The 14,120-nt window shown below is 68.5% G+C and carries 15 protein-coding genes and 1 riboswitch; of the genes, 6 read left to right on the top strand and 9 right to left on the bottom strand.

Features of this window, described 5'->3' with window-relative positions; genetic code table 11:
• Positions 1–86: 86 nt before the first annotated feature.
• The 4 genes from ACFWSK_RS22080 to ACFWSK_RS22065 all read right to left on the bottom strand — a co-directional run bounded on the left by ACFWSK_RS22080 (position 87) and on the right by ACFWSK_RS22065 (position 3,398).
• Positions 87–1,247, bottom strand: a complete 1,161-nt coding sequence (locus ACFWSK_RS22080) for a winged helix DNA-binding domain-containing protein (RefSeq protein ID WP_383788807.1) — start codon at positions 1,245–1,247, stop codon at positions 87–89.
• 63 nt (positions 1,248–1,310) lie between these two features.
• Entirely contained in the window at positions 1,311–1,763 is a 453-nt protein-coding gene (locus tag ACFWSK_RS22075; protein ID WP_383788804.1) for a GNAT family N-acetyltransferase, read from the bottom strand.
• A gap of 28 nt (positions 1,764–1,791) precedes the next feature.
• Positions 1,792–2,250, bottom strand: a complete 459-nt coding sequence (locus tag ACFWSK_RS22070; protein ID WP_383788802.1) for a MarR family winged helix-turn-helix transcriptional regulator — start codon at positions 2,248–2,250, stop codon at positions 1,792–1,794.
• A 260-nt stretch (positions 2,251–2,510) separates the two neighbouring features.
• Positions 2,511–3,398, bottom strand: coding sequence for a GNAT family N-acetyltransferase (locus tag ACFWSK_RS22065; RefSeq protein WP_383788799.1), 888 nt, complete (start codon positions 3,396–3,398; stop codon positions 2,511–2,513).
• A gap of 657 nt (positions 3,399–4,055) precedes the next feature.
• On the opposite strand from ACFWSK_RS22065, the gene ACFWSK_RS22060 reads away from it, so the two are divergent.
• Positions 4,056–5,240 (top strand): globin domain-containing protein, encoded by a 1,185-nt coding sequence (locus ACFWSK_RS22060; protein WP_383788796.1) that lies wholly within the window; start codon positions 4,056–4,058, stop codon positions 5,238–5,240.
• A 9-nt stretch (positions 5,241–5,249) separates the two neighbouring features.
• Here ACFWSK_RS22060 and ACFWSK_RS22055 read toward each other — a convergent pair whose 3' ends face one another.
• The 4 genes from ACFWSK_RS22055 to ACFWSK_RS22040 form a co-directional block, all read right to left on the bottom strand.
• Complete coding sequence (locus ACFWSK_RS22055; RefSeq protein ID WP_383788794.1) at positions 5,250–5,729, bottom strand: NUDIX domain-containing protein; 480 nt, start codon at positions 5,727–5,729, stop codon at positions 5,250–5,252.
• Positions 5,730–5,781: 52 nt separating this feature from the next.
• On the bottom strand, positions 5,782–6,678 hold the full coding sequence (locus ACFWSK_RS22050) for a LysR family transcriptional regulator (RefSeq protein WP_383788791.1): 897 nt from the start codon (positions 6,676–6,678) through the stop codon (positions 5,782–5,784).
• A 219-nt stretch (positions 6,679–6,897) separates the two neighbouring features.
• On the bottom strand, positions 6,898–8,022 hold the full coding sequence (locus tag ACFWSK_RS22045; protein ID WP_383788788.1) for a cystathionine gamma-lyase: 1,125 nt from the start codon (positions 8,020–8,022) through the stop codon (positions 6,898–6,900).
• 66 nt (positions 8,023–8,088) lie between these two features.
• Positions 8,089–8,466, bottom strand: a complete 378-nt coding sequence (locus ACFWSK_RS22040; RefSeq protein ID WP_383788785.1) for a phage holin family protein — start codon at positions 8,464–8,466, stop codon at positions 8,089–8,091.
• Positions 8,467–8,535: 69 nt separating this feature from the next.
• On the opposite strand from ACFWSK_RS22040, the gene ACFWSK_RS22035 reads away from it, so the two are divergent.
• The 4 genes from ACFWSK_RS22035 (at position 8,536) to ACFWSK_RS22020 (ending at position 10,739) form a co-directional block, all read left to right on the top strand.
• Positions 8,536–8,853: a cupin domain-containing protein gene (locus ACFWSK_RS22035; protein WP_383788782.1), complete on the top strand. Its 318-nt coding sequence runs from the start codon at positions 8,536–8,538 to the stop codon at positions 8,851–8,853.
• Positions 8,854–8,977: 124 nt separating this feature from the next.
• Positions 8,978–9,190 carry a DUF5326 family protein gene (locus ACFWSK_RS22030; protein ID WP_382740166.1) on the top strand — a complete coding sequence of 71 codons (213 nt, stop codon included), beginning with the start codon at positions 8,978–8,980 and terminating at the stop codon, positions 9,188–9,190.
• A 239-nt stretch (positions 9,191–9,429) separates the two neighbouring features.
• The gene (locus ACFWSK_RS22025) at positions 9,430–10,200 is read left to right on the top strand and encodes an IclR family transcriptional regulator (RefSeq protein WP_383788779.1); all 771 of its coding nucleotides are present in this window, start codon (positions 9,430–9,432) and stop codon (positions 10,198–10,200) included.
• Positions 10,201–10,301: 101 nt separating this feature from the next.
• Entirely contained in the window at positions 10,302–10,739 is a 438-nt protein-coding gene (locus ACFWSK_RS22020) for an SsgA family sporulation/cell division regulator (RefSeq protein ID WP_383788776.1), read from the top strand.
• A gap of 14 nt (positions 10,740–10,753) precedes the next feature.
• Here the strand turns inward: ACFWSK_RS22020 and ACFWSK_RS22015 are convergent, their stop codons facing one another.
• On the bottom strand, positions 10,754–12,085 hold the full coding sequence (locus ACFWSK_RS22015) for a YibE/F family protein (protein WP_383788774.1): 1,332 nt from the start codon (positions 12,083–12,085) through the stop codon (positions 10,754–10,756).
• A 71-nt stretch (positions 12,086–12,156) separates the two neighbouring features.
• Positions 12,157–12,290: riboswitch (TPP riboswitch) on the top strand.
• Here ACFWSK_RS22015 and thiC point away from each other — a divergent pair.
• Positions 12,283–14,085, top strand: coding sequence for a phosphomethylpyrimidine synthase ThiC (gene thiC, locus ACFWSK_RS22010; protein WP_383788771.1), 1,803 nt, complete (start codon positions 12,283–12,285; stop codon positions 14,083–14,085). (Overlaps the previous riboswitch by 8 nt.)
• The last annotated feature ends 35 nt before the right edge of the window (positions 14,086–14,120 follow it).

The raw sequence follows: 14,120 nt of genomic DNA, 5'->3' as shown, positions 1-14,120 counted from the left end.
GGGGGTCCCCCCTTTGTCACCCCTATATACGCGGGGTCTGCGGTTGTATTTCCTGTTACAACCGGCGCCAAAGCTCGCGTCACTGCTCAGGCGCTCAGTTCGCGCTCCAGGGGGGGGCGGAATCGTGGAGTGATGCGGGCGCCGCCCACCCACTCCGCCAGCCGGGACACCTCCGCCTCAAGGGCGACCGTGGCGTCCCGGCCCACGTCGGACAGCAGGCGCCAGACCGGCTCGCCGTCGGCGCGCTGGGCCCAGCCGCCGACGATCCTGCCGTTCCACCAGACCGTGGGGCCGATGTTGCCGGACCGGTCGAAGAGTGCCGCACGGTGCTCGGACGCGAGGTGGAAGCTCCGGTCGGCCCAGCCCATCGCGCTCGGGTCGAGACCTGGCAGCAGCGCGGCCCAGGGTTCCAGGGCGGGTTCGGGGGAGCTGTCCCCCGGAGCGACCCACCCGGTGGACCCGTCGAGCCGTACTTCCTCGGCCCCGGCTGCCGCGAGAGCTTTGCGGAGCTGGCCCAGGCCCCAGCCGGTCCACCACGTGAGGTCTGCCTCGGTCGCGGGCCCGTACGAGCGGAGCCAGCGCAGGGCCAGCTCTGTCCGTGCCCCTGCCGGGTCGAGTGGGCCCCAGGGTTCCGATGGTGTCCAGCGGAACCGGCTGGACGTCCAGGAGCCGCGCGGCCGGTCCCGCCGGATGTGCCCTTCGGCAGCCAGGATGCGGAGGACGCGGGAGGCGACGCCCTGGACCGCCTCGTACTTCTTGCCGGGGAAGAAGGTGATCTTCGTCCGGAGCGCCGGTACCGCCGCGGACAGCTCGCTGCCGGTGGCCCGGCCGCGCGCGGCCAGCGCGGCAAGGGTCTCCCGTTCGGTAAGGGTGAGCCACTGCTCGTCCAGCCCGTTGCCGTCCTCCGCCAAGTACTTGAGGAGCGTGCGCCGTTCCTTGGCAGCCACGGATCGTGCGTTCGAGGCGTCCACGTAGGGAGCGAGTTCCCTGGAGACGGTGAAGAGGGTGTTGCGGATGGACAGCAGCCGGACCAGGGAGACGTCTTCGTAGAGGGCCTGTTCCACCGGCGCGATGCCGGGCTGTGAGAGCCGTGCGCATGCGCTGAGGAAGACGGTGGCGGGGTCCGTGGCGTGCAGTGCGAGGACGGCATCGGCCACGGCCACTACGGAGTCGGCCCGCGCCGAGGGTGCGAGCCGGTGGCGTCGGCCGAGTCTGATGCGGCGCTGTTCGTCTGCGAGGTGCTGCACCACGGCCCCCGGGTTTTCGAACCTTGTTCTGCTTCGGTCTGCTCGGACGTGCGGATGCCGGGCTCAGAGCGTGAGCTTGAACCCGACGTGGCTGGCGGTGAATCCGAGGCGTTCGTAGAAGCGCCGCGCGTCGGTACGGGTGACATCGGACGTCAGCTGGACCAACTGGCATTCCTGGCGCCGGGATTCGTCCACGGCCCACTGGATCATCTGGGTGCCGAGCCCACTGCCGCGCTCATCGGCATGGATGCGGACGCCCTCGATGATCGAGCGTGTCGAGCCGCGGCGGGACAGACCGGGAATGATCGTCAACTGAAGTGTTCCGACGACCCGTTCCTCGCGCACCGCCACGACTACGTGCTGGTTCGGGTCATCGGCGAGCCGCTGGAACGCGGTGTTGTACGGGGTGAGATCGTCCGGTGACTCCCGCTGTGCGCCGAGGGGGTCGTCGGCCAGCATGGCCACCACGGCGGGGATGTCGGAGAGCGCGGCAGGACGTATTGCAAGATCGTTCATATTCCGCAGAATACGCAGCTCGCAGCGGTTATGCGGGGACCTTCAGCTGTTCCACCGCGGTGACGAGCGGAGCCAGCTCGGGGTTCAGAGCGGCTTCGTCGAGGGCGGCGCGCAGCGCGGTGTCGTTGGTCGGCCGGGCCTCGGCGAGCAGGGCCAGACCGGCGTCGGTGACGTCGGTGTAGATGCCGCGGCGGTCCGTGTCGCAGAGGTACCGGGTCAGCAGGCCGCGGTCCTCCAGCCTGGTGACCAGGCGGGTGGTGGCGCTCTGGCTCAGCACGACGGCGTCGGCGACCTGCTTCATCTGGAGATGACCGCCGACGCCGTTGTGCTGCCGGCTCAGGACGTCGAGCAGTGAGTACTCCCGCACGCTGAGGCCGTGCCCCGTCTGCAGGGCCCGCTCGATGCGGGCCTCGATCTTCCCGTGCAGCAGGGAGAGCGCGCACCAGCCCTGGGAGAGGGCGGTCAGTGCGGGGTCTGTCGCTGTCATGGTCTCTCCTCCGTGGTGGCTGCGTGTCTCCAGGATAGAGGACATGTGCAATAGTCCGCGCCCGCAATTAAGCGGCGTCTGCAATTATTGGGTTTCGATCCCACGCAGGGTTCCTTGTCACGGGCTACGCCGCTCGGTGTCGTCCTCGGCGCGGCGCTGATGATGTGGCCCCGGAGAAGAAAGCCGGTGCATCGGGAACGCGCTGGGCGTCGCACGGCCGGCCGGACCCGCGCCGTCACCGATCACACGGCCGGGCTGCCTCAGCCGGTCGCGACAGTCAGTGGAGCGAACCGGCGCGTCCAGTCACCCGGCAGTGCCGGGCTTCTATAGACCATGACCGTCGTGCTGGTGCCCCTCTCCAGGCCGTGCTCGCCGAGCCAGCCGAGCAGCTCCTGGTGGCGCGCGTCGATATCCGCGCGCAGGGGGCGGTCCGTCGTCGCGGCGAGCGCCGCGACGAGGGTCTTGGCGGTGGCGGTGTCGCGAGCGACCAGGGGGCCGATGGAATGGACGTTCCCACTCGGCCAGAGCGCCGCGTACCCGACCAGCACGCCACCGTCCTCCGCGACCAGGAGACGGTCGGAGAAGGCGGGCAGCCGGGCGATGATGTGGGTCCGGTCGGCGCCGAACGTGTCGGCGTCCAGGCGGAGGATGCTCTGGAGATCATCGGCCGTGGCCGGGCGGGTAGCGACCGGGGGAGCACCGGGGGACGTGTCACGCCCGCCGTCCATCGGCCGGAAATGACCGGCGATGCGGTCCGCCCGGCCCACCACCGCGAAGCCGAGCTGCTCGTAGAGCGGCTGCCCCTCGGTGGTGGCGTACAGCGAGAGCGGAGTCTCCCCCGACGACTCGATCACGTGCCGCATCAGCCGCCGGCCAAGCCCTTGCCTGGAGTGCCGTCCGGCGACGAGCAGCATGCCGATGGCGGCGAGGTCCGTCCCGTTCGAGGTCACCACGCAGGCCGCGGCCAGCCCTTTGCCCTCGGGGTCATCGATGCCGTAGCCCGTCCCGGCGGAGAGGAGGAGCCCCCACCGGTGCTCGTCGCGCGACCATCCGCGGTCCTCGCAGAGATCGGCGCAGGGCACGAGGTCTGCCCGGGTGAGGCGCCGGATGGGCAGTTCGGCGAGCGGGCGAGGCAGTGGGCTGTGCATAGGGGTCAGGCTGTCTGACGTGATGATCGTTCGTCCACCGCTTTAGCGTATCTGGCCGAGACGCGCAGGCGCCGGCCCCGCCGGGTCAGCCCCCAGGGTTTGAGAACCGCGACAGCGGTGACGAACAGATAGGTGGCGGTGGCCACCGCAGGGCAGACCGGCGTCGATGACACCGCTTCGTGCTGCCTCGTTGATCCCGGGGCGCAGCGAGGAGATCGACAGCCCTGTGGTGCCCAGGGTGATCCAGAACTTTGCCCGGACCCACCGATGTCCGGCCGGTCCCCACGGTGTGCCGAGTGCCAGGACCAGACCGCTGAGGAGCGACAGGAGGGCGACCGGTATGACCAGCCAGTCACTTGAGTGGTTTCACGTGAAACACGCTGTCAAGCCTGGAGCGATCGGTCGTCTGGCGGCGGGAGTATCCGCACGTACTGGCCTCGGCGTACGCGGGCGCCGTGAGTGCCCTCTGTGGAGCCGCGACCCAGGAGAGCGTAGGGGGAACGTGCGCCTTGATACCCGGACTTCCGAGTATTTGTCCGATGCGTGGGAGGTTGGTGGCACACTGCGACGAGGAGAGCCGCACCCGGGAACACACACAGGGGACGTGTGCGGTGTGGGCGAGTCACGACCATTTGATGCTTGAGGCGAGGCACTTCTATGGACGTTCCGGTCACCACGCCGGCCGATACGACCGCACCCACGACTCCATCCACATCCGCCGACACGACCCTGATCCACCGCACGCTCGCGGAGGTGGGTCCTGTCGCGGACCGGGCAACCGCCTACTTCTACGCGCTGCTGTTCATCCGGCACCCGGATCTGCGCGCCCTGTTTCCGGTGGCGATGGACGTACAGCGCGACCGGCTCTTCCGGGCGATCCTCGCGGCGGCCGACCGGCTCGACGACCCGGACGCGCTCGCCGAGTACCTCGGCGGGCTCGGGCGCGGCCACCGCAAGTACGGCACGAAGCCCACGCACTACCCAGCCGTCGGGGAAGCCCTGCTCGGCGCACTCAGCCGCTATGCGCCCGTCACCTGGAGCGGTGAGGCGGAAGGGGCCTGGGTACGGGCCTACACCACGATCTCGCAGATCATGATCGACGCGGCGGCCGAGGAGGAGCGGAGCGCCCCCGCGCTGTGGCAGGCGGAGGTGGTCTCCCACGACCTCAGAACCCCGGACATCGCGGTCCTCACCGTCCGACCCGACCAGGCGTACCCCTTTCTGGCCGGGCAGTACACGGCCCTGAAGACCCCCTGGTGGCCGCACGAATGGCGGCACTACTCGTTCGCCTCGGCGCCGCGCCGCGACGGGCTGCTCTCGTTCCACGTCAAGGCGGTGCCCGCGGGATGGGTCTCCAACGCGCTGGTGCATCGCGCCCGCCCCGGAGACGTCCTGCGGCTGGGAGCCCCGGCGGGTTCGATGACGGTCGATCACACGACCCACCACGGGCTGCTCTGTCTCGGTGGCGGCACGGGCATCGCGCCCATCAGGGCACTGATCGAGGATGTCGCCGAGCACGGAGACCGGCGTCCTGTCGATGTGTTCTACGGGGCGCGCAGCGACGGCGACCTCTACGACATCGACACGATGATGCGTCTCCAGCGGACGTATCCCTGGCTCGCCGTTCACCCCGTGGTGGGTGGGGGACCCGGGCGCGGTCCGGAGGGCGGGCTGCCCGACGCCGTACGGGAGCACGGGCCGTGGAAGGGGTACGAGGCGTACCTGTCCGGCCCTTCGGGCATGGTCCGCTCCGGCGTGGACGTGCTCAGAGGCATCGGTATGCCGGCCGAGCGGATACGGCACGACGCCCTCGACGAGCTGTCGGCCCCGGTGCCTGGATGAGACCTCGGTTCAGCCCAGGTCGGACGCGTGCATCGCCCGGACGCCTTCGATGTTGCCGTCGAGGTAATGCCGCAGCGACAGTGGTACGAGATGCACGGCGGCGATGCCGATCCGGCTGAAGGGCACCCGAACGATCTCGTACTCCCCGCAGGGATCGTCGATCTCCGGCCCGTGCCGGCGTGAGGGGTCCATCGACTCCAGCCGGCAGACGAAGAAGTGCTGGACCTTGACGCCCTTCACCCCGCCGCCCGCGATGTGTTCCACGGTGTCCACGAAGCAGGGCACGACATCGGTGATCTTGGCGCCGAGTTCTTCGTCGACCTCGCGGTGCAGGGCGTCGACGACGGTGGTGTCCTCCGGTTCGACCCCGCCGCCCGGCGTGAGCCAGTACGGATCAACCCCCGGCTTGGTGCGCTTGATGAGGATGAGGTCGTCGCCGTCGAGCAGGATGGCACGTGCGGTGCGCTTGACCACAGGACGTTCGGTCATGGCAAGAGAGTGGCCCGTGGAACCCGATCTGAAACTCTCCCGGGCCCACAGGTCACCAGTCGACCGCAGCGCGCACCAGCCACTCGTGCGCCCGCGCGATGTGCGGCAGCGCCAGGGTGCCGGTACGCGCGGCCAGGAAGTACGTGCGCAGCGGTGGTACCGGAGGGTCGAGCAGCGCCACGACCTCGCCCCGCTCCAGTGCCTGCTCGCACAGATAGCGCGGCAGCACGGCGAGGCCGGCGCCCGCTGCCGCGCACTCCAGGACCGCCCGCAGATCCGGAGTGATCACGGTCGCTGCCGCGGCCGGCCGACTGTCGAACACAGCGGCCCAGTAGCGCGAGACGAAGGGCAGGCTCTCGTGCACCTCGACCACCGGAAGCTGCTCCAGCACCACCGGCCCCTTGTGCCGGAGCGTCCCGGGCCCCAGGCGTCCGGCCCAGCGCGGCGCTGCCACCAGGACGTGTTCCTCGTCGCAGAGCGTTGTCGAGGTGAGCAGCCCACCGCGCGGCCGCGCCGTCGTGATGGCCAGATCGTGATGGCCGGCGGCCAGCCCTTCCATGGTCTCCTCGGCGTTGGCGCTGAACGAGCTGCGCAGCGTGAGGCCCTGGGAGAGCAGCGGGGTGAGTGCGGGCAGGGCGCGTACGGAGGTGAACTCCGGGGGCCCGGCCAGGTGAAGCGTCCGTACCCCCGTCGCCTCGTCGAGTCCTGCCTCGGCGATCTCCACGAGGGCGTCCAGATGGGGAGCGGCCCGGTGCGCCAGTTCGTCTCCGATGCTGGTGGGGGTGACACCACGGGCTCGGCGCAGGAAGAGGGGCCGGCCGAGCTGGCGCTCCAGCGTCCGTATCTGCGAGGTGACGGCGGGCTGCGAAAGTCCGAGGAGAGCGGCGGCCCGGGTGAACGACCCCGCACGGTGCACGGTGACGAAGGTGCGCAGCAGAGCCAGGTCCATGACCCGCCTCCTCCCGCGCTCACGACGCTTCGGACCCGGACAACTATAAATATGTCGATAGCTCGCTGTCGCTACTGTGATTGGACACTGACGCAGAGTCAACTAGCCTTGTGAAACCGGTTCTTCGCGCGTGGAACCGGGGCGGTCCGAGCCACGAGGGGGGAGGCTCGGACCGCCTGTATCAGCCTGTATCAGCGCGCACCTCGTTGAACAGGCTGTTTACCGGGATGCCTTGTCGAGCGCGCGTTCCACGTCGGCGAGCAGGTCCTCGGGGTCCTCGGCACCGACCGAGAACCGGATGAAGCCTTCCGGTACGGCGTCCCCGCCCCAACGGGCCCGGCGTTCCGCGGTGGAACGTACGCCGCCGAAGCTCGTTGCGTCGTCGACCAGCCGCAGCCCGGCAAGGAAGCGTTCCGCCGTATCGCGGTCGGCCAGAACGAACGACACCACCGAGCCGAAGCGCCGCATCTGCCGCACGGCGTTCGGGTACGAAGGATCGGTCGGCAGCCCCGGGTACCGCAGGCCGCTCACGTCGGAGCGCTTGCCCAGAGTCTCGGCCAGCGCGAGCGCGGTCGCGCACTGCCGGTCGATCCGCAGCTGGAGCGTGGACAGCGAACGGTGTGCCAGCCATGCCTCCATCGGTCCCGGGATCGCCCCGACGACCTTGCGCCAGCGCCGTACACCCGCCGACAGCTGAGGATCGCGGCAGGTCACGTGGCCGAGGAGGATGTCACCGTGCCCCGTCATGCCCTTGGTGTCGCTGGCCACCGAGAAGTCGGCCCCCAACTCCAGCGGGCGCTGACCGATCGGGGTGGCCAGCGTGTTGTCGACGGCGACCAGCGTGCCCGCCAGGTGCGCGGCCCCCACGAGCCGTCGCACGTCGCACACGTCGAGGCCCGGGTTGGACGGGGTCTCGATCCACAGCAGCTTGGCCCCTTCCAGGAGGGCGAGCTGGGCGTCGCCGCCGGTCGGGGCGGTCCGCACCTCGACGCCGTACGCCTCCAGCTGCTCACGGACCAGCGGCAGCGCCTGATAGCCGTCGTCCGGCAGGACCACCGCGTCGCCCGTGCGCGTCTGCGACAGCAGGACGGCCGTGATCGCCGCCATCCCGGAGGCGAACACCGTGGTCTCGACCGGCTCCCCCGGCGCCTCCAGCTCGCTGATCGCACGTTCCAGACGGGTCCACGTCGGGTTGGTGTCGCGACCGTAGGTGTACGGGCCGACAGGTTCCCCGGACAGATGGAAGTGCGCGGCGAAAACCGGACCCGGCAGGGTGGGTTCGTACTGCGCGGGTTCGGGCAGTCCGGCCCGTACCGCCCGTGTCCCGTCGCCCATGGTGCTCATGCTGCGTCCTCGCTTCTCTCCCCGGTCTGCCACCGGTCCGGCCTGCACTGTTTCAGAAGGCCCGGATCAGTCCTCGTCGGGGAGTACGACGTTCAGCGCCCAGGAGACGACGGAGATGATCAGGCCACCGAGGACGGCGGTCCAGAAGCCGTCGACGTGGAAGCTCAGATCGAACAGATCGGCCAGCCATGAGGTCAGCATCAGCATCAGGGCATTGACCACCAGCGTGATCAGTCCCAGCGTCAGGATGAACAGCGGCAGCGTCAGCAGCTGCACCACGGGCTTGACGACGAAGTTCACCAGGCCGAAGAGGAGGGCGACCAGGACCAGCGTGAGCACCTTGTTCCAGGTGTCGTCACCGGTGAGCGTGATGTCGCTGAGCAGCCAGATGGCCACGGCCAGCGCACCCGCGTTGGCGATCGTCTTGACTACGAAATTCTTCATGTGTCTGATCGTGGCAGACACGATCGACGGCAGACACCGGCAGTACGGGATACAAGGGGCGGACGGGCGATGAAGGCATTCAGGCTGGACGAACTGGAGGCGGAGCGGGCCGCCAACGACGGCGCCTACCTCCAGTTCGTACGGGAACGCAATATGTCCGTCGGCCTCTACGCGCTGGACGCGGGCCAGCTCGACCCGCAGCAGCCCCACAACCAGGACGAGGTCTACTTCGTCGTGAGCGGCCGCGCGGCGATCACCGTCGGCATGGAGACGACTCAGGTGGGCAGGGGCAGCGTCGTCTACGTACCGGCCGGAGTGGCCCACAAGTTCCACCACATCACCGAGGACCTGCGGGTGATGGTCGTCTTCTCCCCGCCGGAGAGCTGAGCCGGACCGCACGGTCCCTAGGGGATCGATCAGGGGAGTTCAAGGGATCGGGAGCGCCCGCCGGCCACCCCGCGGCTCTAGCATCGAGGCAGGAACCCATGGAGACGAGGTAAGGACGATGGCCGTGCAGGAGATATTCGCGGGGATGCCCTGGTGGGTGAAGTGGGTCGCGGTGCCCGTCATCGCGATCGTCGTGTTCGGCAGCCTGATCGCCAGCGTGGTGGGCTTCGTCATCGGTCTGCTCTTCAAGGTGCTGGTGTTCGCCGTTCTGGTCGGTGGTCTGGTCTTCGTCGTACGGAAGTTCATGTCCTCGTCCTCGTCGGGCCGTGACTGGTAGTGACGGACGTCGCGGGACGATTAGGCCAGCTGAGCTAAGTCCCCGACGAAAAGGCACTTCGGGCGTACGGTGCCGATACAGTGGCGTATCGCAGCCGCCACCTGGGAAGTAACTGTCCGTCATCGCATTGCCCATTGGTTTGTACGGCAGTCCGGTCTCCGGGCCCAGGTTCGTGGCAGTCCGTGGGGGCGGCCCCCACGGGAGGGCTGACCGCCCGTCACCATGCCTGGGGGTGACCTGTGACCACAGCAGCGAATACCGCTGTACCGACATTGATCGGTTCGGTGCAGCGGGCACTGAGACTGCTGGAGGCCGTGGGCACCCATCGCGACGGGGCGCCCGCGAAGCAACTCGCACGGGAAGCAGGGCTTCCGCTTCCGACCGCGTACCACCTGCTGCGCACCCTGACCCATGAGGGCTACCTGCGCCGGGAGAACGGCGTCTTCCTCTTCGGCGAAGCCGCCGAGCGGCTGATCGACGGTGGTGCCGTACAGAACCGTCGCAACGCCATGACCGACTCGCTCGCGCGCTGGCGCGACGCCATCGGCGTGCCGGTCTACTGCGCCATCTACCGCGAGGGCGAGATCGAACTCATCGCGGTCGCGGACACTCCGGCCCATCCGGCCGTCGATGAATGGGCCGCGTTCCGCGAGACCGGTCACGCGCACGCGATCGGACAGTGCCTATTGAGACAACTCGACGAGGACGCCCGCGGGGACCATCTCGACCGCCATCCCGTGCAGCCTCTGACTCGTCACTCTGTGCGAGATCGCGAGTCGTTTCTTGAACGGTTGCGATCAACGGAACGCATGGAGCCTGTCATTGAACGACAGGAATATGCCTTGGGAACGATCTGCGCGGCCATCCCGATCACGGTGGGCACCACCGTGGCGACGATGGCCATTTCCATACCCCTTGACCAGCAGGACCGGTTGCTCCCCGCAGTCGAACAGCTACGCAACGAGGTCGCGGATCTCTTGCGTTCGCTCGTGCTCTCTATCAGTATCTGAAAAATCACTCCTTGTGATCTGCTATCGCGTGCACCACGATGGCGTCAATAGGGCCACGGGGGATCATTCCTGGCCAGTTTCATCTACCGCGGGGTTGAACGATGCGCGAGTCGGTTCAAGCAGAGGTCATGATGAGCTTCCTCGTTTCCGAGGAGCTTTCCTTCCGTATTCCGGTGGAGCTCCGATACGAGGTTGCTGATCCTTATGCGATCCGAATGACCTTCCACCTGCCGGGCGACGCCCCTGTCACCTGGGCTTTTGGCCGTGAGTTGCTACTCGACGGTCTCAACAGCCCCAGCGGTGACGGGGATGTGCACATCGGGCCTACCGAGCCCGAAGGGCTTTCCGATGTACACATCCGGCTCCAGGTGGGAGAGGACCGTGCGCTCTTCCGGGCCGGCACGGCGCCTCTTGTGGCGTTCCTCGACCGGACGGACAAACTGGTCCCGCTGGGTCAGGAGCACACGCTGAGTGACTTCGAGGGCAACCTCGAAGAGGCGCTGGGCCGGATTCTCGCCGAGGAACAGAACGCCGGCTGAGGGGGCGCCCGTCGCTACGCCTTGCGACGACGGCCCCTCCCTGTCCGTGCGGGTGCAGGAGCTCCGCCTTCCGCGCCGAGCCCTGTGCGGTCCGCGGAGACCACCAGCGCCGCGAGTGCCGTGGTCACCGGCACCGAGGCGACCAGTCCGATCGAACCGATGAGTGTCCGGAAGATCTCCACCGCCACCAGTTCGCTGTTGGCCACCGTCCCCATGCTGCTCTGGGCGATCGAGAAGAGCAGCAGCAGGGGCAGCGCGGCCCCCGCGTAGGCGAGCACGAGGGTGTTGACGACCGAGGCGATGTGATCGCGGCCGATCCTGATCCCCGCCTTGTAGAGCTTCCGTGCCCCCATCGTCGGGTCCGCCTGGTGCAGTTCCCAGACCGCCGACGTCTGGGTGACGGTCACGTCGTCGAGTACGCCGAGCGAACCGATGATGACGCCGGCCAGCAGCAGACCGCTCATATCGATGTCCGGAAACAGGCCGTGGATGAGGCCGGTGTTGTCGTCGGTGTTGCCGGTGAGACTCGCCCAGCCGATGAAGAGCGAGCCGAGCAGGCCGATCAGCAGCAGCGAGATGAGTGTGCCGATGACGGCCACGGACGTACGGGCCGTCAGGCCGTGGCACATGTAGAGCGCCGCCAGCATGATGGCGCTCGCCCCGATCACCGCCACGACCAGGGGATTCGAGCCCTGAAGGATGGCAGGCAGGATGAACAGGGTGAGCACGGCGAACGACACGGCGAGCGCGATCAGCGCCATCACGCCGCGCAGCCTGCCCACCGCGACCACGACCAGCGCGAAGATCGCGGCCAGCAGCGCCATCGGGAACTTCCGGTTCACATCGGTCACCGAGTACTGGAGGTCACGGGGCGCGTCGGGCGCGTACGCCACGACCACGCCCTGACCCTCGTGCAGCTGCCTCGGGGCGTCCGGCTGGACGATCTCGGCGAAGGTCCGGCCCTTGTCCTTGCCGCTCGTCACCTCGATCGTGGCCTTCTTGCAGTCCCCCGTCTGCGCGTTGACCGCCTCGCGTCCCGAGGGTGTCGAGGTGTCACCGGTCGCCGGCACCTGCGCGGCGTTGACGTCCGCGCAGTCCACCGTGTCGACCCGGACCACCTTGCCGGACTGGGTCTGCCGGTCGAAACCGACACCTGTGCGTTCGTGGGCGGGGGCGCCACCGGGCCAGAACGCCACGAGGCCGACAAGGACCGCGGTGGCGAACGGAATCAGCACGGCCGCGATGACCTTGCGCAGATGCTTGGAGACGGGGGCGGCAGGGCCGTGGCTGTGCGAATGGCTGTGCGGGGGGCCCTGCGGTTCGGGATCGCTTTGGGAGGAGGTCACCGGGCGATCATCGCAAGAACGGGAGGGGCCCTCTATTCAGCACGCCATGAAGGACGCTAGCGTGGTGGCACCTTTGCACACGCGGGAGCTCGGAGCACCGGGCTGAGAGGGCGCTGACCTCCGTACACCGGTACGGAACAGGCTGCGCCGACCGCCGAACCTGTTACCGGGTAATGCCGGCGTAGGGAGTAGGTCTCATGACCACAGCGGACGCACGCACGCCTGCCTCGGAGCAGAACGCGCAGAACGCGCAGGAAGCACCGAATAACGAGGCCGGAAAGTCCATCGGCTGGCACAAGGGATACGTCCAGGGCTCGCGCCCGGACCTCCGGGTGCCGGTTCGTCAGGTGCACCTCACCAACGGCAAGGACGTGACGCTGTACGACACGTCGGGGCCGTACACCGATCCCACCATCGACACCGACGTCCGGCGCGGCCTCGTGCCGCTGCGGGAGAACTGGATCATCGCCCGCGGAGACACCGAGGAGTACGCCGGACGTCCCGGCCGCCCCGAGGACGACGGCCTGAAGCACACATCGCCCCGCGGCGGACTGCGCAACCTCGACGCGGTCTTCCCCGGCCGGCCGCGGCAGCCGCGCCGCAGCCGCGACGGACGGCCCGTCACCCAGCTCGCGTACGCCCGGCGCGGCGACATCACCCCGGAGATGGAGTACGTCGCGATCCGGGAGAACGTCGAGCCCGAGGTCGTACGCGAGGAGATCGCCGCGGGCCGGGCCGTCATGCCGGTCAACGTCAATCACCCGGAGATCGAGCCGATGATCATCGGCAAGCGGTTCCTGGTGAAGGTCAACGCGAACATCGGCAACTCCGCGGTCACCTCCTCCATCGAGGAGGAGGTGGACAAGATGACCTGGGCGACCAAGTGGGGCGCCGACACGGTCATGGACCTGTCCACCGGCCGCAATATCCACACCACCCGTGAATGGGTGCTGCGCAACTCCCCCGTACCGATCGGCACCGTGCCGCTCTACCAGGCCCTCGAAAAGGTCGACGGCAGGGCCGAGGAGCTGACGTGGGAGATCTACAAGGACACCGTCATCGAGCAGGCCGAGCAGGGCGTCGACTACATGACGGTGCATGCCGGCGTGCGCCTGCCCTACGTGCCGATGACCGCGCGCCGTAAGACCGGCATCGTCTCGCGCGGCGGCTCGATCATGGCGGCCTGGTGCCTCGCGCACCACAAGGAGTCGTTCCTGTACGAGAACTTCGAGGAGCTCTGCGAGATCCTCGCGACGTACGACGTGACGTACTCGCTGGGCGACGGACTGCGCCCCGGTTCGATCGCCGACGCCAACGACGAGGCGCAGTTCGCCGAACTGCGCACGCTGGGCGAGCTGAACACGGTCGCCAAACGATTCGGCGTCCAGACGATGATCGAGGGCCCGGGCCACGTCCCGATGCACAAGATCAAGGAGAACATCGACCTCCAGCAGGAGATCTGCGAGGAGGCGCCGTTCTACACGCTCGGCCCGCTGACCACGGACGTCGCCCCGGCGTACGACCACATCACCTCGGGGATCGGCGCCGCCATGATCGCCTGGTGGGGTACGGCGATGCTCTGCTACGTCACGCCCAAGGAGCACCTGGGCCTGCCCAACCGGGACGACGTGAAGACCGGGGTCATCACGTACAAGATCGCGGCCCATGCGGCGGACCTCGCCAAGGGGCACCCGGGGGCGCAGGACTGGGACGACGCGTTGTCGGACGCGCGGTTCGAGTTCCGCTGGGAGGACCAGTTCAACCTGGCGCTCGACCCGGTCACGGCACGGGAGTTCCACGACGAGACGCTGCCGGCCGAGCCGGCGAAGACGGCCCACTTCTGCTCGATGTGCGGCCCGAAGTTCTGCTCCATGAAGATCTCGCAGGACATCCGGCGTGAGCACGGGGGCTCGCAGGCGGAGATCGAGGTCGGCATGGCGGAGAAGTCGAAGGAGTTCGCGGCGGCCGGCAACCGGGTCTATCTGCCGATCGCCGACTGAGCGGACGGGCGGCCGCTACGCCGTGGTGCGGGTGT

This window comes from Streptomyces sp. NPDC058620 (assembly GCF_042717135.1).
Classification (GTDB): domain Bacteria; phylum Actinomycetota; class Actinomycetes; order Streptomycetales; family Streptomycetaceae; genus Streptomyces.
The sequence above is the reverse complement of the archived record's forward strand: the minus strand, read 5'-3'. Positions and strand labels throughout refer to the sequence as shown.

Coding starts and splice junctions, on each gene's coding strand:
- ACFWSK_RS22075 (WP_383788804.1), bottom strand. CDS start 1,763: ATGAACGATCTTGCAATACGTCCTGCCGCGCTCTCCGACATCCCCGCC.
- ACFWSK_RS22070 (WP_383788802.1), bottom strand. CDS start 2,250: ATGACAGCGACAGACCCCGCACTGACCGCCCTCTCCCAGGGCTGGTGC.
- ACFWSK_RS22065 (WP_383788799.1), bottom strand. CDS start 3,398: ATGCACAGCCCACTGCCTCGCCCGCTCGCCGAACTGCCCATCCGGCGC.
- ACFWSK_RS22060 (WP_383788796.1), top strand. CDS start 4,056: ATGGACGTTCCGGTCACCACGCCGGCCGATACGACCGCACCCACGACT.
- ACFWSK_RS22055 (WP_383788794.1), bottom strand. CDS start 5,729: ATGACCGAACGTCCTGTGGTCAAGCGCACCGCACGTGCCATCCTGCTC.
- ACFWSK_RS22050 (WP_383788791.1), bottom strand. CDS start 6,678: ATGGACCTGGCTCTGCTGCGCACCTTCGTCACCGTGCACCGTGCGGGG.
- ACFWSK_RS22045 (WP_383788788.1), bottom strand. CDS start 8,022: ATGAGCACCATGGGCGACGGGACACGGGCGGTACGGGCCGGACTGCCC.
- ACFWSK_RS22040 (WP_383788785.1), bottom strand. CDS start 8,466: ATGAAGAATTTCGTAGTCAAGACGATCGCCAACGCGGGTGCGCTGGCC.
- ACFWSK_RS22035 (WP_383788782.1), top strand. CDS start 8,536: ATGAAGGCATTCAGGCTGGACGAACTGGAGGCGGAGCGGGCCGCCAAC.
- ACFWSK_RS22020 (WP_383788776.1), top strand. CDS start 10,302: ATGCGCGAGTCGGTTCAAGCAGAGGTCATGATGAGCTTCCTCGTTTCC.
- thiC (WP_383788771.1), top strand. CDS start 12,283: ATGACCACAGCGGACGCACGCACGCCTGCCTCGGAGCAGAACGCGCAG.